General features: G+C 70.3%; 20 protein-coding genes. 8 read left to right on the top strand and 12 right to left on the bottom strand.

The window, feature by feature from the left end; genetic code table 11:
• Positions 1-9: 9 nt before the first annotated feature.
• From A2G96_RS20600 to A2G96_RS20590, 3 genes are all read right to left on the bottom strand, one after another.
• Positions 10-1,368 carry an MATE family efflux transporter gene (locus A2G96_RS20600; RefSeq protein WP_062801881.1) on the bottom strand — a complete coding sequence of 453 codons (1,359 nt, stop codon included), beginning with the start codon at positions 1,366-1,368 and terminating at the stop codon, positions 10-12.
• Positions 1,361-1,876 (bottom strand): winged helix-turn-helix transcriptional regulator, encoded by a 516-nt coding sequence (locus A2G96_RS20595; RefSeq protein WP_062801880.1) that lies wholly within the window; start codon positions 1,874-1,876, stop codon positions 1,361-1,363. The genes A2G96_RS20600 and A2G96_RS20595 overlap by 8 nt, the downstream gene beginning before the upstream one ends.
• 133 nt (positions 1,877-2,009) lie before the next feature.
• Positions 2,010-2,924 carry a LysR family transcriptional regulator gene (locus A2G96_RS20590; protein ID WP_062801879.1) on the bottom strand — a complete coding sequence of 305 codons (915 nt, stop codon included), beginning with the start codon at positions 2,922-2,924 and terminating at the stop codon, positions 2,010-2,012.
• 69 nt (positions 2,925-2,993) lie between these two features.
• On the opposite strand from A2G96_RS20590, the gene A2G96_RS20585 reads away from it, so the two are divergent.
• From A2G96_RS20585 to A2G96_RS20570, 4 genes are all read left to right on the top strand, one after another.
• Positions 2,994-4,541: an acyl-CoA synthetase gene (locus A2G96_RS20585; RefSeq protein ID WP_257732247.1), complete on the top strand. Its 1,548-nt coding sequence runs from the start codon at positions 2,994-2,996 to the stop codon at positions 4,539-4,541.
• A 52-nt stretch (positions 4,542-4,593) separates the two neighbouring features.
• On the top strand, positions 4,594-5,610 hold the full coding sequence (locus tag A2G96_RS20580; RefSeq protein ID WP_062801877.1) for a Bug family tripartite tricarboxylate transporter substrate binding protein: 1,017 nt from the start codon (positions 4,594-4,596) through the stop codon (positions 5,608-5,610).
• Positions 5,611-5,713: 103 nt separating this feature from the next.
• Positions 5,714-7,204, top strand: a complete 1,491-nt coding sequence (locus tag A2G96_RS20575) for a chloride channel protein (RefSeq protein ID WP_150124189.1) — start codon at positions 5,714-5,716, stop codon at positions 7,202-7,204.
• 169 nt (positions 7,205-7,373) lie between these two features.
• Entirely contained in the window at positions 7,374-8,105 is a 732-nt protein-coding gene (locus A2G96_RS20570; protein WP_062801875.1) for a hypothetical protein, read from the top strand.
• A gap of 45 nt (positions 8,106-8,150) precedes the next feature.
• Here A2G96_RS20570 and dapB read toward each other — a convergent pair whose 3' ends face one another.
• Both dapB and A2G96_RS20560 read right to left on the bottom strand, forming a co-directional pair.
• Positions 8,151-8,960 (bottom strand): 4-hydroxy-tetrahydrodipicolinate reductase, encoded by an 810-nt coding sequence (gene dapB / locus A2G96_RS20565; RefSeq protein WP_062801874.1) that lies wholly within the window; start codon positions 8,958-8,960, stop codon positions 8,151-8,153.
• A gap of 45 nt (positions 8,961-9,005) precedes the next feature.
• A complete protein-coding gene (locus tag A2G96_RS20560; protein WP_062801873.1) occupies positions 9,006-9,455 on the bottom strand; it encodes an Lrp/AsnC family transcriptional regulator in 450 nt (149 codons plus the stop codon).
• A gap of 128 nt (positions 9,456-9,583) precedes the next feature.
• On the opposite strand from A2G96_RS20560, the gene A2G96_RS20555 reads away from it, so the two are divergent.
• The 3 genes from A2G96_RS20555 (at position 9,584) to A2G96_RS20545 (ending at position 12,623) form a co-directional block, all read left to right on the top strand.
• Positions 9,584-10,765: a saccharopine dehydrogenase family protein gene (locus A2G96_RS20555; RefSeq protein WP_062801872.1), complete on the top strand. Its 1,182-nt coding sequence runs from the start codon at positions 9,584-9,586 to the stop codon at positions 10,763-10,765.
• Positions 10,762-12,279, top strand: coding sequence for an L-piperidine-6-carboxylate dehydrogenase (gene amaB, locus A2G96_RS20550; protein ID WP_062801871.1), 1,518 nt, complete (start codon positions 10,762-10,764; stop codon positions 12,277-12,279). Before A2G96_RS20555 ends, amaB begins: the two co-directional genes overlap by 4 nt.
• 143 nt (positions 12,280-12,422) lie before the next feature.
• A complete protein-coding gene (locus A2G96_RS20545) occupies positions 12,423-12,623 on the top strand; it encodes a hypothetical protein (protein WP_025585764.1) in 201 nt (66 codons plus the stop codon).
• 28 nt (positions 12,624-12,651) lie between these two features.
• On the opposite strand, the gene A2G96_RS20540 is transcribed toward A2G96_RS20545, so the two are convergent.
• The 6 genes from A2G96_RS20540 to hemA all read right to left on the bottom strand — a co-directional run bounded on the left by A2G96_RS20540 (position 12,652) and on the right by hemA (position 17,773).
• On the bottom strand, positions 12,652-13,275 hold the full coding sequence (locus tag A2G96_RS20540; RefSeq protein WP_062801870.1) for a UbiX family flavin prenyltransferase: 624 nt from the start codon (positions 13,273-13,275) through the stop codon (positions 12,652-12,654).
• A gap of 8 nt (positions 13,276-13,283) precedes the next feature.
• The gene (gene grxD / locus A2G96_RS20535; protein ID WP_012354019.1) at positions 13,284-13,595 is read right to left on the bottom strand and encodes a Grx4 family monothiol glutaredoxin; all 312 of its coding nucleotides are present in this window, start codon (positions 13,593-13,595) and stop codon (positions 13,284-13,286) included.
• 120 nt (positions 13,596-13,715) lie between these two features.
• Positions 13,716-14,609 (bottom strand): peptide chain release factor N(5)-glutamine methyltransferase, encoded by an 894-nt coding sequence (gene prmC / locus A2G96_RS20530; RefSeq protein ID WP_062801869.1) that lies wholly within the window; start codon positions 14,607-14,609, stop codon positions 13,716-13,718.
• Positions 14,610-14,769: 160 nt separating this feature from the next.
• Positions 14,770-15,096 carry a hypothetical protein gene (locus A2G96_RS20525; RefSeq protein WP_062801868.1) on the bottom strand — a complete coding sequence of 109 codons (327 nt, stop codon included), beginning with the start codon at positions 15,094-15,096 and terminating at the stop codon, positions 14,770-14,772.
• A 190-nt stretch (positions 15,097-15,286) separates the two neighbouring features.
• The gene (prfA, locus tag A2G96_RS20520; RefSeq protein WP_018005249.1) at positions 15,287-16,369 is read right to left on the bottom strand and encodes a peptide chain release factor 1; all 1,083 of its coding nucleotides are present in this window, start codon (positions 16,367-16,369) and stop codon (positions 15,287-15,289) included.
• Positions 16,370-16,468: 99 nt separating this feature from the next.
• Positions 16,469-17,773 carry a glutamyl-tRNA reductase gene (hemA, locus tag A2G96_RS20515; protein WP_062801867.1) on the bottom strand — a complete coding sequence of 435 codons (1,305 nt, stop codon included), beginning with the start codon at positions 17,771-17,773 and terminating at the stop codon, positions 16,469-16,471.
• 166 nt (positions 17,774-17,939) lie between these two features.
• On the opposite strand from hemA, the gene A2G96_RS20510 reads away from it, so the two are divergent.
• Positions 17,940-18,185, top strand: a complete 246-nt coding sequence (locus A2G96_RS20510) for a hypothetical protein (RefSeq protein WP_062801866.1) — start codon at positions 17,940-17,942, stop codon at positions 18,183-18,185.
• Positions 18,186-18,257: 72 nt separating this feature from the next.
• Here A2G96_RS20510 and A2G96_RS20505 read toward each other — a convergent pair whose 3' ends face one another.
• A complete protein-coding gene (locus A2G96_RS20505; RefSeq protein ID WP_062801865.1) occupies positions 18,258-19,025 on the bottom strand; it encodes a 5'-methylthioadenosine/adenosylhomocysteine nucleosidase in 768 nt (255 codons plus the stop codon).
• Positions 19,026-19,171 lie beyond the last annotated feature (146 nt).

The raw sequence follows: 19,171 nt of genomic DNA, 5'->3' as shown, positions 1-19,171 counted from the left end.
TCGAGCGCGTTATCGCGGCGACCACTCCCCCTGCCTGACTCCCAGCGCCGTGACCACGCCATACGCCGTGATCCCCAGCGCCACGCCCAGGAAATGCCCGTCCAGCCCCATGCCGAACGTATTGGCCAGCAGCCAGCCGCCGCCCGCCGCCAGCGCGATCCGGCAAAGCCCGGCCGCCACCGGCCAGCGCATCCGGCCCGCGCCCATCGAGGCGAAGTACAGCGCCATGCCGAGCCCGAAGCCGCCGAATGCCGGTCCGACCCACGACAGCGCGCGCGCGGCGATCGCGATCACTTCCGGATCTTGGGTGAACAGGCTGGCAAAGCGCACCGGCGCCAGGCCGACTGCCGCGCCCGCGGTGCCGGCGATGGCCAGCGCCAGCAGTGCGCCAACCCAGGCCGTGCGCCGCGCCGTATGCCAGTCGCCGGCGCCGACGGCGCGGCCGACCAGCGCCGTCAGCGCCGAGCCCACGCCGAACGCGAGCGGGATCATCAGGAATTCCAGCCGCGCCGAGATGCCGTAGGCCGCCACCGCGGCGGTGCCATGGTGGCGCAGCTGTGCGGTGACCAGGATGGTGGTCAGGTTGGCGACCGAGGCCAGCGTGCACGCCACCAGTCCCACCGACAGGATGCGCGCGAACAGCGGCCACGACAGCCGCACCCGCAGCACCGGCACGAAACCCGCGCCGCCGCGCGCGACCACGATCGCCATCGCCAGCGCCGCGGCCCACGACACCGCCGCCAGCGCCGCGCCGATGCCGGCCAGGCCCATGCCGGCGGGCTCGGCCAGCAGCCACGACAGCGCCGGGAACGCGATCCACATCAGCGCCAGCACGCGCGCCGCCAGCGCATGGCGGCCGCCGCCGCGCAACACCGACGCCAGCGTGTTGGCCAGCCAGGCCGGGACGGCGCCGGCGCCGAACAGCCAGATCGCATAGGTGGCGGCCGCTTCGGCGGCGGTGGCGCCGGCCACCGCGCCCAGCACCGCGCGCGGGAACCCGGCCAGCGCCACGGCGAACGCCAGGCCGGCGATCACGGCGATCCACAGCGCATGCATCACCAGCGCCGAGGCATCGTCACGCTTGTTGGCGCCCAGCGCGCGCGCGATCGCCGCGACCACGCCGCCGCCCATGGCGCCGGTCGACATCTGCTGCAGCAGCAGCGCAAACGGCAGCACCACGGCCCAGCCGGCCAGCGCCGCGGTGCCCTGGCGCGCGGCGAGCCAGGTTTCGATCAGCTGTGCCGCCGCCTGCAGCAGGGCGATCAGCGCGGTGGGCGCGGCCAGCTTGCCGATGCGGCGGGCGATTTCGGTGGCGGGCGCCGTGTCGGCGGGCAGGGCGCCGGCGGGCAATGCGCGCGTGTCAGTCATGGCCGCGCTCCGGCGCGGCCGCGGCGGCCTCGTTGTCGCCGAAGCGCCGGCGCAGGAAGCGGCCAGCCCCGGGGCCCGGCAACACGCGCACGTCGTCCAGCGTGATCGCGCTGCCGTCGGCGCGTGTCAGCGCGGGCTCGGCGATCTCGGTGCCGGTGCGGCGGTCCTGCAACAGCGTCAGCGGTCCCTTGTCGTCGGTCATCCAGCGGTCGGCCCAGGCCTTGAGCGCGACGTAGGCCGGGAAGAAGTCGCGGCCCTTGTCGGTCAGCTGGTAGACATGGCGGGCGCCGCCCTCGGGTGCGACGCGCGCCAGCAGCCCGTGCGCAACCAGCGTCTTCAGCCGCGCGCTGAGGATATTGGGGGCGATGCCCAGGTTGCGTTCGAATTCGTCGAAGCGGGTGCTGCCGTAGAAGGCCTCGCGCAGCACCAGGATGGCCCAGCGTTCGCCCAGCACGGCCATCGAGCGGGCCACGGGGCAGGGCATCGCGGTGAAATCGGTAGGGGGCATGGGTCTCCGCCGTTATGTGCGGCTTGCTTTCAGTTTGCAAGCTGGCTGCAGCATAGCTTGCAAATCGAAAGTTTGCAGGCGGGCTGCTTCCATGACCTGGCGAAAGCGTGCGTTCACCGGCCAGCGGTGCCGGCTACTTCACCGCGTCGCGGAATACCTCGAGCTTCTCCAGTTCCTCGCGCAGGAAGCCGATCAGCGCGCGCGTCGCCATCGACGGATGCAGGTTGGGCGTGGTGATGATGAACAGCTTGTTGCCCAGCCCCTCCGGACGCCAGTCCGGCAGCACCGGCACCAGGTGGCCGGCGCGCACTTCTTCCCAGCCGATATAGACCGGCAGCATGCCGATGCCATGGCCTTCGCGCACGGCGCGCGCCAGGAACAGGAAGTGCTCGGACTGCAGCGTGGGCGTCAGCGCCACGTCCACGCGCTGGCCGTCCCGATACAGCGACAGCGGGAACTGCCGCGGCGGGTAGGGCGGGCACAGGAAGCTGCAGCCGGCCAGGTCGGGCGGCACCCGCACCGGCGCAATCCTGGCGAGATATTGCGGCGATGCATACAGTTGCCAGCGGATATCGCAGATTTCACGCGCCACGTGGTCCAGCGGCGGCGCCGAGGTGACCTTCAGCGCCACGTCGATCTCGGCCGCGATCAGGTCGTTGACGCGGTTGGCAAAGAACACCCGCAGCGTGATGCCGGGGTGCTTGTGCGCGAACTGCAGCAGCAGCGGCGCGATATAGGCGTCGCCCAGCCCTGTCGGCACGCTGACGCGCACATGGCCGCGCAGGGTCTTGCCCAGGCTGTCGATCTCGGCCTGCGCCGAGGCCACTTCCTGCAGCATGCGCACACCGTGCTGGTACAGCGCATGGCCGGGTTCGGTCAGCTCCAGCCGGCGCGTGGTCCGGCGCAGCAGTTGCGCGCCCGCCTGGTGTTCCAGCTCGCGCAGCTGGCGGCTGACCTGCGAACGCGTCACGCCGCGCCGGCGCCCGGCTTCGGCAAGGTTGCCGGCATCGACGATGTCGACGAAGGCCTGGATCAGGTTGAGGTCCATCGGGAATTGCCTGCAGCATTGTCACGTCTGGCGCAACATTGTGATTCCGTCCGGCCTGATTGTCGATGCGTGGCGACGCCGATACAGTGGTCGGCTGACAGAACCCAGGCAAGGAGACAGCGGATGGCCACGGACCTTTGGTATCAAGACATGCACCGCAGCGGCGAGGACCTGCTGGCGCGCGGCGCCCGCCTGGCCGGCGGCCTGCGTGCGCTCGGCGTGCAGGAGGGCGACGTGATCGCGGTCCTGCTGCGCAACGACCCGGTGTATGCCGATGTGGTCCATGCCTGCCGCATCGCCGGCTGCTACTACTGCCCCATCAACTGGCACTTCACCGCCGAGGAAGTGCGCTTCCTGCTGGGCGACAGCGGCGCCAGGGTGCTGCTGGTGCAGGATGACCTGCTGCCCGCGGTGCGCGACGCGGTCCCGGCCGGCATGCCGGTGTTGGCGGTGGGCGGTCCCGCTGAAGGTGCGACGGAATATGAAGCGTGGCTCGCGCAGCAGCCCGCCTACGACGGCCCGCGCGTGGCGCCGCGTGGCCATATGGCGTACACCTCGGGCACCACCGGCCGGCCCAAGGGCGTGGTGCGCCAGGCGCTGCCGCTGGACGGGCTCGAGCAGCAGCTGGCGCGCATGCGGTCGGTGGTGCGGCAGACCTACGGGCTGGAGCCGGGCTGCCGCGCGCTGATGTCGGCGCCGCTGTACCACAGCGCGCCGGGCTCGTTTATCCAGAACGCGCTGCAGATGGCCGAGCGGCTGGTGCTGACGCCGCGCTTCGACCCCGAGCAGGTGCTGGCACTGGTGGAGAAGCACCGCATCGACGTGCTCTACCTGGTGCCGATCATGTATGTGCGCCTGCTCAAGCTGCCGCCCGAGGTGCGCGCGAAGTACGACCTGTCTTCGATCCGCTTCGTCGCCTCGACCGGGTCGCCGTGCGCGCCCGAAGTCAAGCGCGCGATGCTGGAGTGGCTGGGCCCGGTGATCCATGAAACCTATGCCTCCAGCGAAGCCGGCATGATCACCGTGGCCACGCCGGCCGACGCCGCCGCGCGCCCGGGTACCGCCGGCCGACCGGTCGACGACGCGCAGCTGCGCATCCTCGATGAACACGGCCGCGAGTGCGCGCCGGGCGAAATCGGCCTGGTCTACGTGCGCCAGCCCGCTTACCCAGACTTCAGCTACCGCAACAATGAGGCCGCGCGCGCCGCGATCGACCGCGACGGGCTGGTGACGCTGGGCGACATGGGCTATGTCGATGCCGACGGCTACCTGTTCATCTGCGACCGCGCCTCGGACATGGTGATATCCGGCGGCGTCAACATCTACCCGGCGGAGATCGAGCACGAACTGGTGCGCTACCCCGGCGTTGCCGACTGCGTGGTGTTCGGCATTCCCGACGCGGAATACGGCGAGCGCCTGCTGGCCATGGTGCAGCCGATGCCGGGCGCCGAGATCCGCGAGGCCGAGGTGATCGACTGGCTGCGCCAGCGGCTGTCCGGCTTCAAGGTGCCGCGCAGCATCGTGGTCGAGGCGCAACTGCCGCGCGATGAAACCGGCAAGCTGGCCAAGCGCCGGCTGCGCGACCGATACTGGGAAGGCCGCCAGCGCCGCGTCTGAGCGCACCGGTGGGACTGCGAAGCACAAGCCGATAACGACAGGAGGAGACGCGATGCAGAACAAACCGACCAAGACCACCGGACGCAAGCCACGGCGCGCCTGGTTCGCCGCGATCGCGGCCAGTGCGGGGTGCGCGCTGGCGCTGTGGGGCGGGGCCGCGCAGGCGGCCTATCCGGACCGCCCGCTCAAGCTGGTGGTGCCCTACACGCCGGGCGGCTCGACCGACCAGTTCGGCCGCGCGCTGGCCGACGGCATGTCGCGCCAGCTGGGCCAGACCGTGGTGGTGGAAAACCGCCCCGGCGCGGCCACCATGATCGGCACCACCAGCGTGGCGCGCGCGCCGGCCGACGGCTACACCATGGTGCTGGCGACCAACGGCAGCATGGTGCTGAACCCGATGCTGTACAAGAAGATCCAGTACGACCCGCCCAAGGATTTCCGCATCTTCAGCATCGGCGCCGAGGCCCCGCTGGTGGTGGTCACCAACACCCGCGTGCCGGCCGGCAATATCCGCGAGTTCGCGGCCTACGCCAAGGCCGAGGGCGGCAAGCTCAACTACGCCTCGGTGGGGCTGGGCAACGCGCTGCAGCTGGCCACCGAGATGCTCAAGACCGAACTCGGCATCGGCATCACGCACGTGCCCTACAACGGCAGCGCGCCGGCGCTGGCGGCGCTGCTGGCCAACGACGTGCAGCTGATGGTCGATGTGGTCAGCACCTCGCTGCCGCATATCAAGGCGGGCAAGCTCAAGGCGCTGGCGGTGACCGGGCGCAGCCGGCTGGAGGTGCTGCCGAACGTGCCGACCGTGGTCGAGAGCGGCTATCCCAACTTCCAGGCCGCGACCTGGTTCGGCCTGGCCGTGCCCGCGCAGACGCCGCCCGAGGCGGTGGCCAAGCTGCAGGCCGCCGCCGACCACGTGCTGAAGGATCCGCAGTTCCGCGCCACCTTCAGCGCGCTCGGGCTGCTGGTGCAGCCGCCGCGCACGCAGGCCGAGATCGACCGCTATCTCGAGGCCGACCGCGCGCACTGGGGCAAGGTGATCAAGGCGAACAACATCTCGCTGGACTGACGCGCCGGCCGGGCGCGTGGGGAGCGGATGGCGATGGGCGTATAGTTTCAGCTCATCAAGGCGGCGGGGCGTGCCCCGCCCGATGCCTGCGCCCGCCCCAGCCATGACCGATCGCGATCCCAACGATCCCCAGCCTGCCTCTTCGTCGTCCGCCGCTCCCGGCGCCAGCCCGGACTCCCAGGCGCAGCCCGACCCCGGCGCGCCGCCGCCCGATCCCCGCCTGCTGGACCAGATCAGCCGCCGCGCGCGCGTGGCGGCGTGGCGCAAGTCGCGCCAGGCCGGGCGCATCTCGCGCACCACGCTGCGCTATGCCGCGTTCATGTTCGGCGCGGGCTGCGTCGGGCTGTTCTCGCTGGTGTTCGCGTGGATCGCTGAAGTGGCGCTGCACTGGAACCGCCAGCTGACCCAGGCCACGCCGTGGCTGGCGTTCGTGATGCTGCCGTTCGGGCTGGCCGCGCTGCGCTGGCTGACCATCCGGCTGGCGCCGCAGGCGCGCGGCAGCGGCATTCCGCAGGTGATCGCCGCATTCAGCTTGCCGCCCTCGGGCCCGGCGCAGACGCTGCTGGTGTCGTTGCGCCAGTCGATGTGGAAAGTGGTGCTGACCGCCGCCGCGCTGCTGGCCGGCGCCTCGGTCGGGCGCGAGGGCCCGTCGGTGCAGGTAGGGGCGGCGGCGATGCTGGCCTGGGGCCGCTGGTGCCAGGAGAAGCTGCGCTTTCGCATCGGCTTCCATCCCAATGCGCTGATTGCCGCCGGCGCGGCCGGCGGCCTGGCCGCGGCGTTCAACACGCCGCTGGCCGGGGTGGTGTTCGCGATCGAGGAACTGGGCCGCGGCACCGCGGTGCGCTGGGACCGGCTGGTGCTGTCGGGTGTGCTGACTGCAGGTTTCCTGTCGCTGGCGGTGCTGGGCAACAACCCGTATTTCGTGGTCAAGGTGCCGATGCTCGGGCTGCATGAGGCCTGGGGTCCGGTGCTGCTGTGCGCGCTGGTCACCGGCGTGCTCGGCGGCGTGTTCGCCAAGGCGCTCAAGGGCGGCGTGCCGGGTCTGCTGCCGGCCGCTTGGCGCGACTGGCCGGGGCGGCATCCGGTGTGGACCGCGTTCGGCTGCGGGCTGGTGGTGGCGATCGTCGGCTGGGCCACCGCGGGCGCGACCTTCGGCACCGGCTATGAGCAGGCGGCGGCGCTGATCAATGGCGAATCGCATGCCACGCTGTGGTTCGGGCTGGCCAAGCTGGTGGCGACCGTGGTGTCGTATTTCGCCGGCATCCCGGGCGGGATCTTCACCCCCGCGCTGGCGATCGGCGCGGGCATCGGCGAGAACGTCGCGCATTTCGTCGGCGGCATGGCCGAGCCGCGCGTGCTGGCGCTGGTGTCGATGGCGGCGTTCCTGGCCGCGGCCACGCAGGCGCCGATCACCGCCAGCGTGATCGTGATGGAAATGACGCGCACGCAGGACCTGACGGTGTTCCTGCTGGCGGCGTCGTTGCTGGCATCGTTCATCTCGCGGCAGTTCTCGCCGCACCCGTTCTACCACCAGGTCGGCCACACCTTCCGGCGCGAGGCGCTGGGGCTGACACGCAAGGCGCCGGCGGGGTGATTCCGGGCGACGCCCGCAAGTGGCGGCGGCGCCGGCACCATCGGGTAAGCTAGCGCACGCCCCTTTGCCGTCGTGGCCAGATGTGAGCGGTTCGTCACGATCCCGCGCCGCGCAGGAACAACCCGGCGGGGGCGGGCTCCAACCCGGAGCCTTACACCAGGAGTCCGTCTTGAAATTCCCCGTTGCCGGGCTGGCGCTTGCCGGCCTGCTGGGCGCCGCCGGCGTCAATGCCGCCCCTGCTGCCCATTCTGCCACCCCTGCCTCCGCACCGGCCGCCAAGCCCACGGTCCAGGCCGAAAACAGCGCGCTGGCGCCGCTGCTGGCGATGCTGGAAATCGGCAACCCGCTGCCGGCGCTGCCCGACTGCGCCGACAAGCGCACGCCCGACGGCCGCGATGTCACCGGTTTCTGCGTCGAACTGAAGGGCGATGGCCTGATGCGCCAGGTCGGCGTGCCGCGCGCGCAGCGCCCGGCGTTCATGGATGGCCCCTACGTGGTGGCCTTTGTCGACCGCAACGCGCTGGTCGGCCTGATGGTGCCGACCGCCGGCGCCAATTCGCAGCAGGCCGCGGCCGACAGCATCAGCGCGCTGTATGGCAAGCCCTTCCGCCAGGAGCAGGAGGACATGCGCGACAAGGCCGGCAAGACCGTCAAGACGCTGCATGCCGGGTGGATGCACAAGCCGCTGACGGTGGAGCTGTACGCGATGCCGGAAGACCCCAGCACCGGCACCATCGAGATGCTGCTGCCGCAGGCGCGCGCGCTGATGGCCGACAAGGACGCCGAGGTCGACAAGCAGCTCAACCCGCCTCCGGCACCGGCGGCCAAGGGCGGCAAGGCCGCCGCGGCCAAGCCCGCGCCGAAGGCACCGGCCAAGCCGGAAAAGCCCGGCAGCTGGTAACGGCACAGGCCGGCGGCGCTGCGCACGGCTGCGCCGCCGGCAGCCTCACAGCCCTTCCATCACCTGGTCCAGCCCCCGCACCACGCCGCGCACGGTGTGGACCTTGCGGATCGCCAGCAGCGCGCCGGCCACATAGGGCTTGGAGCCGTCGCCGGCCTCGTGCTTCAGGTGCAGGCGCTGGCCGTCGGCGCCGAAGATCACCTCCACGCCCAGCTGGTAGCCCGGCAGCCGCACCGCATGCACCTGCGTGCCGGACATGGTGGCGCCGCGGGTTTCCCTGGGGCCGTTGACCTGGTCGACCGGCACCGCCTGCGCGGCGGCCTTGACCTGGCCGAGCCGGTACGCCAGCTCGCGCACCGTGCCGGAGGGCACGTCGATCTTGCCGGCCTTGGCGTAGTCGATGATTTCCCAGTGCTCCAGATGGCGCGCCGCCATTTCGGCAAACTTCTGCAGCAGCACCACCGTGATGGCGAAATTGCCGCAGGCGAGCACGCCGCGCTCGGCCTGGCGCGCGGCCGCGTCGATCTCGGCATAGTCGTCGTCGGTCAGCCCCGAGGTGCCGACCACCACGTGCGCGCCGTGCGCCAGCGCCTGCAGGATGTTGTGCTTGGCGATGCCGGGCTTGGTGTATTCGACGTAGACGTCGTACGGCGTCTGGCCCAGCGCTTCGATGCTGGCGGCGGCCACGCCCGGGGTATCGGCATGGCCGGTCAGCTGCGCCAGGGTCTGGCCGGCGGCGCCGCGCGACAGGCCGGCCACCAGGGTCATGTCGGCCGCATGGGCCACGCCGCGCGCCAGTTCGCCGCCGGCCCAGCCGGTCACGCCGCCCACGGCGACACGGATCGGGTTATTCATGTTCTGTTGCTCCGCAAAGGCTGATGGGTCTGGCAGCATACCGCGTCAGCCGGCGGCGCGCCGGCGGTCGAGCTTGCGCGCCAGCACGATCGAGGTGGTGGTGTGGTTGACGCCGTCGAGCATGCCGATCTCGTCGAGCAGCCGGTCGAGCCGGTCGTGCGTGTCGCAGCGGATCGCCACCAGGTAGTCGACCGGGCCGCTGACGGAATTGACCTCTTCGATCTCGGGCAGCCGCTGCAGCGCGCGCAGGATCGCGGGCGCGGCCTTGGGCTGCACCGACAGGCCGCAATACGCCAGGATGGCGCTGTCTTCCATGCGCTGGCCCAGCCGCACGCCGTAGCCGGCGATCACGCCGCTGCGCTCCAGCCGCGCGATGCGCGCCACCACCGTGGTGCGCGCGATCCCCAGGTGCCGGGCCAGGTTGGCGGCGCTTTCGCGGGCGTTGGCCTGCAGCAGCGACAGCAGGTGGCGGTCGGTGGTGTCGAGTTCGGTCATTGCGTCGGGATACCTCGTCGTTTCGTTCGATTATGGCGGTTTTTCGTCGTTCTTGTGCCTTCATTGTGCCGGCCGGGCTATCCATACTCCAGTCAACGGAATCTTCTTTTCTTGTGGACGGAGACACCATGCAAGCCTCGAACCTCGGCCGGCAGGCCCCGCGCGACCTGCCCAAGGCGGCCCGCCCGCTGCACGTGACGGTGCTGGGCGCCGGCAAGATCGGCCGCACCATCGCGGCCATGCTGCACGACAGCGGCGACTACCGCGTCAGCGTGGTCGACCACGACGCACGCCGCCTCGATGGCCTGCCGCGCGGCGTGCTGGCGCGCGCCGGCGACCCCACCGAGCCCGGCACCTGCGCCGCGCTGCTGGCCGGCGCCGACGCCGTGCTGAACGCGCTGCCGTTCCATGCCGCGATCAGCGTGGCCTCGGTGGCGGCGCGGCTGGGCGTGCATTACTTCGACCTGACCGAGGACGTCGCCGCCACCCAGGCGATCCGCCAGCTGGCGCAGGGCGCGCGCTCGGTGCTGATGCCGCAATGCGGGCTGGCGCCGGGCTTTATCGGCGTGGTCGGCCACGACCTGGCGCAGCGCTTCCTGCGCGGCGGCGGCGAACTGCTGGACCTGCAGATGCGGGTGGGCGCATTGCCGCGCTACCCCAGCAACGCGCTCAAGTACAACCTGACCTGGAGCACCGAGGGACTGATCAACGAGTACTGCAACCCGTGCGAGGCCATCGTCGACGGCCGGCGCGTGGAACTGACGGCGCTGGAAGGGCTGGAGAGCTTTGCGCTGGACGGCATCGAATATGAAGCCTTTAATACATCGGGCGGCCTCGGCACGCTGCCCGAGACGCTGGCCGGGCGCGCGCGCCATGTCGACTACAAGTCGATCCGCTATCCCGGCCACTGTGCGCTGATGAAGCTGTTGCTCAACGACCTGCGCCTGCGCGAACGCCGCGACTGGCTGCGCGATATCTTCGACCGCGCCATTCCGCTGACCGAGCAGGACGTGGTGATCGTGTTCGCCACCGCCACCGGCTATCCGGCCGGCGGCGAACGCGGGCGCGGGCCGCTGACGCAGGCTTCGTTCTCGGCGCGCATCGGCGGAGTCGACAGCGCCGACGGGCACGTCAACGCGATCCAGCTGACCACCGCCGCGGGCATCTGCACCGCGCTGGACATGGTGGCCAGCGGCGCGCTGCCGCAGGCGGGCTTCGTGCGGCAGGAGTCGATGCCGCTCGACGCCTTCCTCGCCAACCGCTTCGGCCGCCACTACACGCAGCATCCGCTCCAGGAGAGCCTCGTATGAAAGCGCAAGAGTTTGCAGCCTGCTGGGATTCGCTGGGCCTGCCGCGGCCCTGGCGTGAGGGCACGCCAGCCGGCGCCGTGACGGTGCGCTCGCCGGTCGACGGCGAGGCCATCGGCCACCTGCCGCCCTGCACGCCGGCGCAGGCCGACGCGCTGATCGCGCGCGCCCACGCGGCGCAGAGCACCTGGGCGCTGCTGCCGGCGCCGGCGCGCGGCGAGATCGTGCGGCGCTTCGGCGAGGTGCTGCGCGAACACAAGGCGGCGCTGGGGCGGCTGGTGTCGCTCGAAGCCGGCAAGATCCTGCAGGAAGGGCAGGGCGAGGTGCAGGAGATGATCGACATCTGCGACTTCGCGGTCGGCCTGTCGCGCCAGCTGCACGGGCTGACCATCGCCTCCGAGCGCCCGCAGCACGCGATGCGCGAGACCTGGCACCCCTACGGGCTGTGCGGCGTGATTTCGGCGTTCAACTTCCCGGTGGCGGTGTGGGCGTGGAATGCGGCGCTGGCGCTGGTATGCGGCAATGGCGTGATCTGGAAACCGTCGGAGAAGGTGTCGCTGTGCGCGCTCGCCGCGCACGGCCTGCTGGAGCGTGTGCTGGCCGCGGCGGCGCCGCAGCACAGCGGCATCTCGGCGGTGCTGCCGGGCGGGCGCACGCTGGGCAGCCACCTGGTCGAGCATCCCGCGGTGCGGCTGGTCAGCGCCACCGGCTCGACCCGCATGGGGCGCGAGGTCGGCGTCGCCTGCGCCGGGCACTTCAAGCGCTGCATCCTCGAGCTGGGCGGCAACAACGCCGCCATCGTCGCGCCCTCGGCCGATATCGAGCTGGCGGTGCGCGCCATCACCTTTGCCGCGGCCGGCACCGCGGGGCAGCGCTGCACCACGCTGCGTCGCTGCTTTATCCATGCCGACCTGATGGACACCATGGCAAGCCGGCTGATCACGGTGTTCGACCGGCTGCCGGTCGGCGATCCGCTGGCAGACGGCACGCTGGTCGGCCCGCTGATCGACAGCGCCGCCGGCGACGCCATGGCCAACGCGCTGGCGGCGTGCCGCGCGCAGGGCAATATCGTCACCGGCGGCGAGCGCCTGCTGGCAGACCGCTACCCGCATGCCTACTACGTGCGGCCCGCGCTGGTGATGACCGACGCGCAGCACGACACCATGCTGACCGAGACCTTCGCGCCGATCCTGTACCTGATGCCGTACACCTCGCTGGACGAGGCCATCGCGCTGAACAATGCCGCCGCGCACGGGCTATCGTCGTGCATCTTCACCGAATCGATGCGCGAGGCCGAGCGCTTCCTGTCGTCGGCGGGCAGCGATTGCGGCATCGCCAATGTCAATATCGGCACCAGCGGCGCGGAAATCGGCGGCGCCTTCGGCGGCGAGAAGGCAACCGGCGGCGGGCGCGAGTCGGGCTCGGATGCGTGGAAGGGTTATATGCGCCGTGCCACCAACACCATCAACTACGGCGATTCGCTGCCGCTGGCACAGGGCATCCGCTTCGAAATCTGACGGCATCCAGGGAGCTGCGACATCGCGCGTAGGGAACGGTAACAAGCGTTACACGGCTTTGACGCCGTATTACGTGTTCCGCCCGTATAACGTCAGCAAGGCAGGCACATGCCCGTTGCGACCCCAAGGATGAAATGATGAGAATGCTGACGATTGGACTGGCTGCCGGTGCGGCATCGGTGACCCTGCTGGGCGGCTGCGCCGTCTATCCCACGCCCGCCGGCCCGGCGGTCGGTCCGGCGCCGGTGTACGTCGCGCCCGCGCCGGTGGTGGTGGCGCCCCGTCCTTACTACTACGGCGGCTATGGCTATGGTTACTATGGCCGCGGCTATCGCCGCTGGTAATCCTTGCCGGTAACCGGGGCGGCCGGACTCAGTTCCCGGTCGCGTCGCCGGCGCGGGCGTTCAGCCCGCCCCAGCTTGGCGCCAGGGTCTGGCCGATCTGCGGCAGGTCCACCAGGTCAAGCACGCGCCCGACCGTATGGTCGACCAGTTCGGCAATGCTCTGCGGCTTCTGGTAGAAGCCCGGCACCGGCGGGAATACGATCCCGCCCATTTCCGTCACCGCTGTCATGTTGCGCAGGTGCGCAAGGTTCAGCGGCGTTTCCCGCACCATCAGCACCAGCTTGCGGCGCTCTTTCAGCGTGACGTCGGCGGCGCGGGTGATCAGGTTGTCCGAGAAGCCGTGTGCGATGGCAGCCAGCGTGCGCATCGAGCACGGCGCCACCACCATGGCGTGCGCGCGGAACGAACCGCTGGCGATGGTCGCGCCGATGTCGCGCACGTTGTGCACCACGCTGGCCAGCGCTTCGACCTCGGCGCGGCCGATGTCCAGCTCGTGCTGCAGGTTCATCACGCCGGCCGGCGAAATCAGCAGGTGGGTTTCCACCGTGGGCGCCGCGCGCAGCACCTGCAGCAGGCGCACGCCGTAGATGGCCCCGGTGGCGCCGGTGATGGCGACGATCAGCCGTTGCGGTGTGCCGCCAGCCCCGGACATGGCGAGGCTCAGCCCTTCAGCAGGGTTTGCAGTTCGCCGTTCTGGTACATCTCCATCATGATGTCCGAGCCGCCGATGAACTCGCCATTCACGTAGAGCTGGGGAATGGTCGGCCAGTTGGCGTATTCCTTGATGCCCTGGCGGATGCCTTCGTCGTCAAGCACGTTGACCGTTGTCGGCGCGTCGACGCCGCAGGCCTTCAGGATCTGGATGGCGCGGCCCGAGAAGCCGCACATCGGGAATTGCGCGGTGCCCTTCATGAACAGGACTACCGGGTTGCCCTTGACGATCTGGTCGATCTGTTGCTGCACGTCGCTCATGGTTTGCTTTTCAGTGGGGCGAGGCCGTGTCGAAGGCGCCGCCTGGGGAGAATGGAATACCGCGCGGCCGGCCGCACGGCGGGTATCTGACGCCGATTTTACCGGAATCGCCGCGGCGCTTCAGGGTGCCGCGGCCGCCCCGGCGGGCAGCGCGCCCGGCCAGCGTCCGCCGGTGCAGCGCTCCAGCCCGGCCAGGTCGCGCGCGGTGAAGACCTCGTCGAAGCCGCCGGCTTGCAGCAGCTGGCGCGTGGCCGCGGCCTGGTCGTAGCCGTGCTCCATCAGCAGCCAGCCGCCCGGCAGCAGCCGCGCGCCGGCGCCGCCGACGATGGCGCGCAGGTCGGAGAGGCCGTCGTCGTGGTCGGTCAGCGCGTCGATCGGCTCGAAGCGCAGGTCGCCTTCGGCCAGATGCGGGTCGCCCGCGGCGATATAGGGCGGGTTGCTGACGATCAGGTGGAAGCGCAGTTCCGGCGGCAGCGCCGCGTACCAGTCCGAAACCAGGAACTCGATATGCTCGGCGCCCAGCGCGCGGGCATTGTCCTGCGCCACCATCAGCGCACCGGGCGAGATGTCGGTGGCCCAGACCCGCGCGTCGCGCCGCTCGCGCGCCAGCGTCACGGCAAGGATGCCGGAGCCCGTGCCGAGGTCCAGCACGTTGGGTTGCGGTACCGTGGCCAGCCGCGCCAGCGCGGCTTCGGCGGCAACCTCGGTATCGGGGCGCGGGATCAGCACATCGGGCGTGACGCGGAACTTGCGGCCAAAGAACTCACGCTCGCCGATCAGGTAGGCCATCGGCTCTCCTGCCAGCCGCCGCGCCAGCAGCGTGGCAAGGGCGTCGCGCTGGGCGATGGTGAGCACGTCGGTGTCGCGCGTGATCAGCTGGGTACGGCTCAGGCCGGTGACGTGGGTCAGCAGCATGCGCGCTTCCAGCGCTGGCAGCCCGGCCATGGCGGCGAGGGTCTGCGCTTCGCGCAGCGTGGGGGTGGCCGGCAGCGCGGTGGAGTCGGGGGTGGACATCGCGTGGGTAAAAGGCGGTTCTGGTGCCGGCTATAAAAAACCCCACCGGTGCGGGACCTGGCGGGGCTTTGGAGGCGGTGCTCTGGTGAAAACTTCCGGCTTCGTGCCAGTGTACCGCTCATCGGCGGCGGCGGGCGCAATGCCCCCGCCGGGGCGATTACTAATTGACGGCGTCCTTGGCTTTGTCGGCGCCGGCGTTGACGGCATCCTTGGCGGCCTGCTTGGCGTTCTCCATGGCGTTGCCGGCGTCTTCCTTGGCGCGTTCCGCGGCTGCGGACGCGTTCGAGGCGGCGTCGCTGGCTGCAGCCTTGGCGGCATCTGCGGCGTTGCTGGCGGCAGCGGCGGCATCGCTTGCGGCGGCCTTGGCGGATTCCGCGGCGCTCTGCATCGCGCTCTCGGCGTTCGAGGCGGCGGGCGGCGCTTCTTCCTTCTTGCTGCAAGCGGCCATGGCCGCGGTGATCATCAACAGCGCGAGCAGTTTTTTCATGATTTCGTCCTAGTATGTTCTCGGGAGTGACTACCCGGCACCATTCTCCGTTTGCCGGTCGAAATCGATTATAGACAGCGGCCTTACCCCTGCCAGTGCTGTTTCAAGCATTTACAACAGATACAAAGACATCGGCGACTTTACGCGCTGTTCATCGCCGAAGCCTCGACGGGATGTCACAAAGTAGCGCTCACGCGTCTTCGCCCAACGCCGCCAGCTGGTCCGCCTGGTGCTCGGCGGACAGCGCCGACAGCAGTTCGTCCAGGTCGCCGTCCATGATCATGTCGATCTTGTACAGCGTCAGGTTGATGCGGTGGTCGGTCACGCGGCCCTGCGGGAAGTTGTACGTGCGGATGCGGTCGCTGCGGTCGCCCGAGCCGATCAGGTTGCGCCGGGTGCTGGCTTCGCGCGCCTGCGCGGCGCGCGCCTGCATGTCCTTGATGCGCGCCGCGAGCACCTTCATCGCCTTGTCCTTGTTGCGGTGCTGGCTGCGGTCGTCCTGGCACTCGACCACGATGCCGGTGGGCAGGTGGGTCAGGCGCACCGCGGAATCGGTCTTGTTGACGTGCTGGCCGCCCGCGCCGGAGGCGCGGAAGGTGTCGATGCGCAGGTCGGCCGGGTTGATCTCGACCTCGCCGACCTCGTCGGCCTCGGGCATCACCGCCACCGTGCAAGCCGAGGTATGGATGCGGCCCTGCGCCTCGGTGGCGGGCACGCGCTGCACGCGGTGGCCGCCCGATTCGAACTTCAGCCGCGAAAACGCGGCATCGCCGGCGATCCGGATGATCACTTCCTTGTAGCCGCCCAGGTCCGATTCGGACTCGCTCATCACCTCGACCTGCCAGCGCTGCCGTTCGGCATAACGCGTGTACATCCGCAGCAGATCGGCGGCGAACAGCGCGCTTTCCTCGCCGCCGGTGCCGGCGCGGATTTCCAGCAGCAGGTTGCGGTCGTCGTTGGGGTCGCGGGGCAGCAGCAGGCGCTGCAGGCTGGCCTGCAGCGCTTCGAGCCGGTCGCGTGCGGCGGCGATCTCGTCGGCGGCGAAGTCCTTCATCTCCGGATCGTCGAGCAGCGCCTGCGCGGTGGCGAGGTCATCCTGGGCCTGGCGGTACTGGCCGTACTGCTCGGCCACCGGCGACAGTTCGGCATGTTCGCGGCTGAGCTTGCGGTACTGGTCGATATTGGCGGTCGCGTCTTCGCGCGCGAGCAGGGCGTTGACTTCGTCGAGTCGCTCGGCCAGTTGGTCGAGCTTGGCAAGCATGCTGGCTTTCATCGGGGCGGACAGGGAATCGGGTGGGCCGGGCCGCGCGCGCGATGGCGGAGGCGGCGGCGAGGGCGTGCCGGGCGCGGCGCGCCGGCGCGGCGAGCGCGGCTAGCGCTCGGAATGGCTGCTGTGGCGGAACAGGCCCGGCACCAGGCGCAGCAGCGCCTCGCGGTCCTCGCCCTGGGTGTGGTTGAGCGCGTGCGTGGGGCCGTGCAGGAACTTGCGCGTGAGCGCGCCGGAGAGCGCCTCGAGCACGGCCTGCGGATCGTCGCCGCGCGCCAGCATGCGGCGCGCGCGCTCGAGCTCGGCCTGGCGGATGGCTTCGCCGCTGCTCTGCAGCTCGCGGATCACCGGCACCACGCTGCGGGTTTCCAGCCAGTGCATGAAGTTCTGCACGCGGCTTTCGATAATGGCTTCGGCCTGCGCCACCGCGGCCTGGCGCAGCGCGTTGCCCTCGCGCACGACCGCGCCGAGGTCGTCGACGGTATAGAGGAAGACGTCGTCCAGGCGCGAGACTTCGGGCTCGACGTCGCGCGGCACGGCCAGGTCGACCATCATGATGGGGCGGTGCTTGCGCCGCTTGACCGCGCGCTCGACCGCGCCCAGGCCGATGATCGGCAGCGAGCTGGCGGTGCACGACACCACGATGTCGAACTCATGCAGGCGCTCACCCAGGTCCGACAGGCGGATCGCGTTGGCGGTCAGGCCCTGGCCGCTGAGCTGCTCGGCCAGCTTCTCGCCGCGCTCGACGGTGCGGTTGGCGACCACGATCTGGCGCGGCTGCTGCGCGGCAAAGTGGGTGGCGCACAGCTCGATCATCTCGCCCGCGCCGATAAACAGCACGCGCTGGGTCGAGACGCTTTCAAAGATCCGCTGCGCCAGCCGCACCGCGGCCGCTGCCATCGACACCGAATGCGCGCCGATCTCGGTCTGGCCGCGCACTTCCTTGGCCACCGCGAAGGTGCGCTGGAACAGCTGGTTCAGGTACGTGCCGAGCGAGCCGGCTTCGCCGGCGGTGCGCACCGCGTCCTTGAGCTGGCCCAGGATCTGGGTCTCGCCCAGCACCATCGAATCGAGCCCGCTGGCCACGCGGAAGGCATGGCGCACGGCCTCGGACTGCGGCAGCGCGTACAGGTGCGGCGCCAGTTCGGTGGCCGGCACGTTGTGATGCTGCGACAGCCAGCGCAGGGTGTGCTCGAAACCATCGGTGCCCGGCGTGAGCACGTCGGTGGCACAGTAGATCTCGGTGCGGTTGCAGGTGGACAGGATCGCGGCTTCGGTGCCGCTGCGCCCCGACAGGTGGGAGCGCAGCGCCCCAAGAGCCGGCTTGATCTGCTCGAGCGGAAACGCCACCCGCTCGCGCAGCGAGACGGGTGCCGTAGTGTGATTGATGCCGATCGCGAGCAGTTGCATTGTTGGGGACTGGTGCGGTCCGGAGCGTGGCCGGACCGGATGCCATTATACCGCCGGGACCGATCATTGCAGTCGCCCGCCGCGGCGGGTGGCAGGGCCGCCGGATTGCAGTATCGTTACGCCGCGGCCGCTTGCGGTTGTGATGCGGACAACACAGGAGAAGCGGATGCTGGGCACCTTGATCGTGGGTTTGCTGGTCGGACTGGCGGCACGCCGGCTGCATCCGGCGGGGCGCGTGGTGACCCTGCCGGCCGCGCTGGTGCTGGGCGCGGCGGGCGCGGCGGCGGCTTTCTATGGCGGCCGGGCGCTGCATTGGTTCGTCGACGGGCAGCTCAGCAGCTGGCTTGCGGTGATCGCAGGGTCGGCGCTGCTGGTCGGATTCTGGGGCACGGTACGGCCGCGCGGACGGTAAATACTGAACCGACTTTCCGGTCGGGAATCTGCACGCGGCTTGATCCCGGTCAGACGGCCGCAGGGCCTGGCGTCAGGCGCGCGCAGCCAGCAGGCGGCGCAGTACCCCATTGGAATAGTGGCTCGCCACGTCGGTCAGGAATGCCGAGAAATCCACATGCGCGGTGTCGTCGGCGCGGTCGGAAATGGTCCGCATCACCGCGTAAGGCACGCCATATTCATGGCAGACCTGCGCCACCGCGGCGCCTTCCATCTCTACTGCGAGCAGGCCGGGCAACCGCTCGCGCAACTCCGCCACCGCGGCGGGCGAACCGATGAACTGGTCGCCGCTGGCGATCATGCCCCGGTGCAGGGTCGGCGCCGCGACGCCGAACTTCTCGCGCACCGCGCGCGGCACGTCGACGGCAAGATCGTCGCGCAGGAAGTCCGCCGCGGCGGCATGCAGCTCGGCCGCCAGCGCCGCATCGGCGGGGAATTCAGCGCGCTCCAGCAGCGGCACTTCATGGCGGCCGAAGAACGGGCGCGCGTCCAGGTCATGCTGCAGGGTGCGGTCGGCGATGACGATGTCGCCCACCTGCGTGGCCGCGCCGATGCCGCCGGCCAGGCCGGTAAAGACGATGTGCGTGGCGCCCAGTTCGCGGATCAGCGTGACCGTGGTGGCCGCCGCCGCCACCTTGCCCATGCGCGCCAGCACCAGCACGCACGGCTGCCCGTACAAATGGCCGCTGTAATAGTCGCGCATGCCGATGGTGCGTACGGTGGCGCGGCTGTCGTCATGGCGCATGGCGGCGACGAGGCCGTCGACTTCATCGTGGATGGCGGCAAGGATTCCGAGGGTCATGGGTGTGAGCGGATAGGACAAGGGCCACAGCATACCGGCCCGCGCAGGTCCGGCCTAGCTGGGAGCGCGAGCGCACGCCCCCTCCCACGCAACAGGTGCGGCCCACGTATCACTTTGCTAAAGTCGCCGTCATTCCAGCACGCAAG

Origin of the sequence: Cupriavidus nantongensis (assembly GCF_001598055.1) — a bacterium.
Classification (GTDB): Bacteria; Pseudomonadota; Gammaproteobacteria; order Burkholderiales; family Burkholderiaceae; genus Cupriavidus; species Cupriavidus nantongensis.
Note: the sequence above shows the minus strand (reverse complement) of the source record. Positions and strands in the feature narration are given on the sequence as shown.

Excerpts from the sequence above, each read along its gene's own strand:
- A2G96_RS20600 (WP_062801881.1), bottom strand. The coding sequence starts at position 1,368 with ATGACTGACACGCGCGCATTGCCCGCCGGCGCCCTGCCCGCCGACACG.
- A2G96_RS20595 (WP_062801880.1), bottom strand. The coding sequence starts at position 1,876 with ATGCCCCCTACCGATTTCACCGCGATGCCCTGCCCCGTGGCCCGCTCG.
- A2G96_RS20590 (WP_062801879.1), bottom strand. The coding sequence starts at position 2,924 with ATGGACCTCAACCTGATCCAGGCCTTCGTCGACATCGTCGATGCCGGC.
- A2G96_RS20580 (WP_062801877.1), top strand. The coding sequence starts at position 4,594 with ATGCAGAACAAACCGACCAAGACCACCGGACGCAAGCCACGGCGCGCC.
- A2G96_RS20575 (WP_150124189.1), top strand. The coding sequence starts at position 5,714 with ATGACCGATCGCGATCCCAACGATCCCCAGCCTGCCTCTTCGTCGTCC.
- dapB (WP_062801874.1), bottom strand. The coding sequence starts at position 8,960 with ATGAATAACCCGATCCGTGTCGCCGTGGGCGGCGTGACCGGCTGGGCC.
- A2G96_RS20560 (WP_062801873.1), bottom strand. The coding sequence starts at position 9,455 with ATGACCGAACTCGACACCACCGACCGCCACCTGCTGTCGCTGCTGCAG.
- A2G96_RS20555 (WP_062801872.1), top strand. The coding sequence starts at position 9,584 with ATGCAAGCCTCGAACCTCGGCCGGCAGGCCCCGCGCGACCTGCCCAAG.
- amaB (WP_062801871.1), top strand. The coding sequence starts at position 10,762 with ATGAAAGCGCAAGAGTTTGCAGCCTGCTGGGATTCGCTGGGCCTGCCG.
- A2G96_RS20545 (WP_025585764.1), top strand. The coding sequence starts at position 12,423 with ATGCTGACGATTGGACTGGCTGCCGGTGCGGCATCGGTGACCCTGCTG.
- A2G96_RS20540 (WP_062801870.1), bottom strand. The coding sequence starts at position 13,275 with ATGTCCGGGGCTGGCGGCACACCGCAACGGCTGATCGTCGCCATCACC.
- grxD (WP_012354019.1), bottom strand. The coding sequence starts at position 13,595 with ATGAGCGACGTGCAGCAACAGATCGACCAGATCGTCAAGGGCAACCCG.
- prmC (WP_062801869.1), bottom strand. The coding sequence starts at position 14,609 with ATGTCCACCCCCGACTCCACCGCGCTGCCGGCCACCCCCACGCTGCGC.
- A2G96_RS20525 (WP_062801868.1), bottom strand. The coding sequence starts at position 15,096 with ATGAAAAAACTGCTCGCGCTGTTGATGATCACCGCGGCCATGGCCGCT.
- prfA (WP_018005249.1), bottom strand. The coding sequence starts at position 16,369 with ATGAAAGCCAGCATGCTTGCCAAGCTCGACCAACTGGCCGAGCGACTC.
- hemA (WP_062801867.1), bottom strand. The coding sequence starts at position 17,773 with ATGCAACTGCTCGCGATCGGCATCAATCACACTACGGCACCCGTCTCG.
- A2G96_RS20510 (WP_062801866.1), top strand. The coding sequence starts at position 17,940 with ATGCTGGGCACCTTGATCGTGGGTTTGCTGGTCGGACTGGCGGCACGC.
- A2G96_RS20505 (WP_062801865.1), bottom strand. The coding sequence starts at position 19,025 with ATGACCCTCGGAATCCTTGCCGCCATCCACGATGAAGTCGACGGCCTC.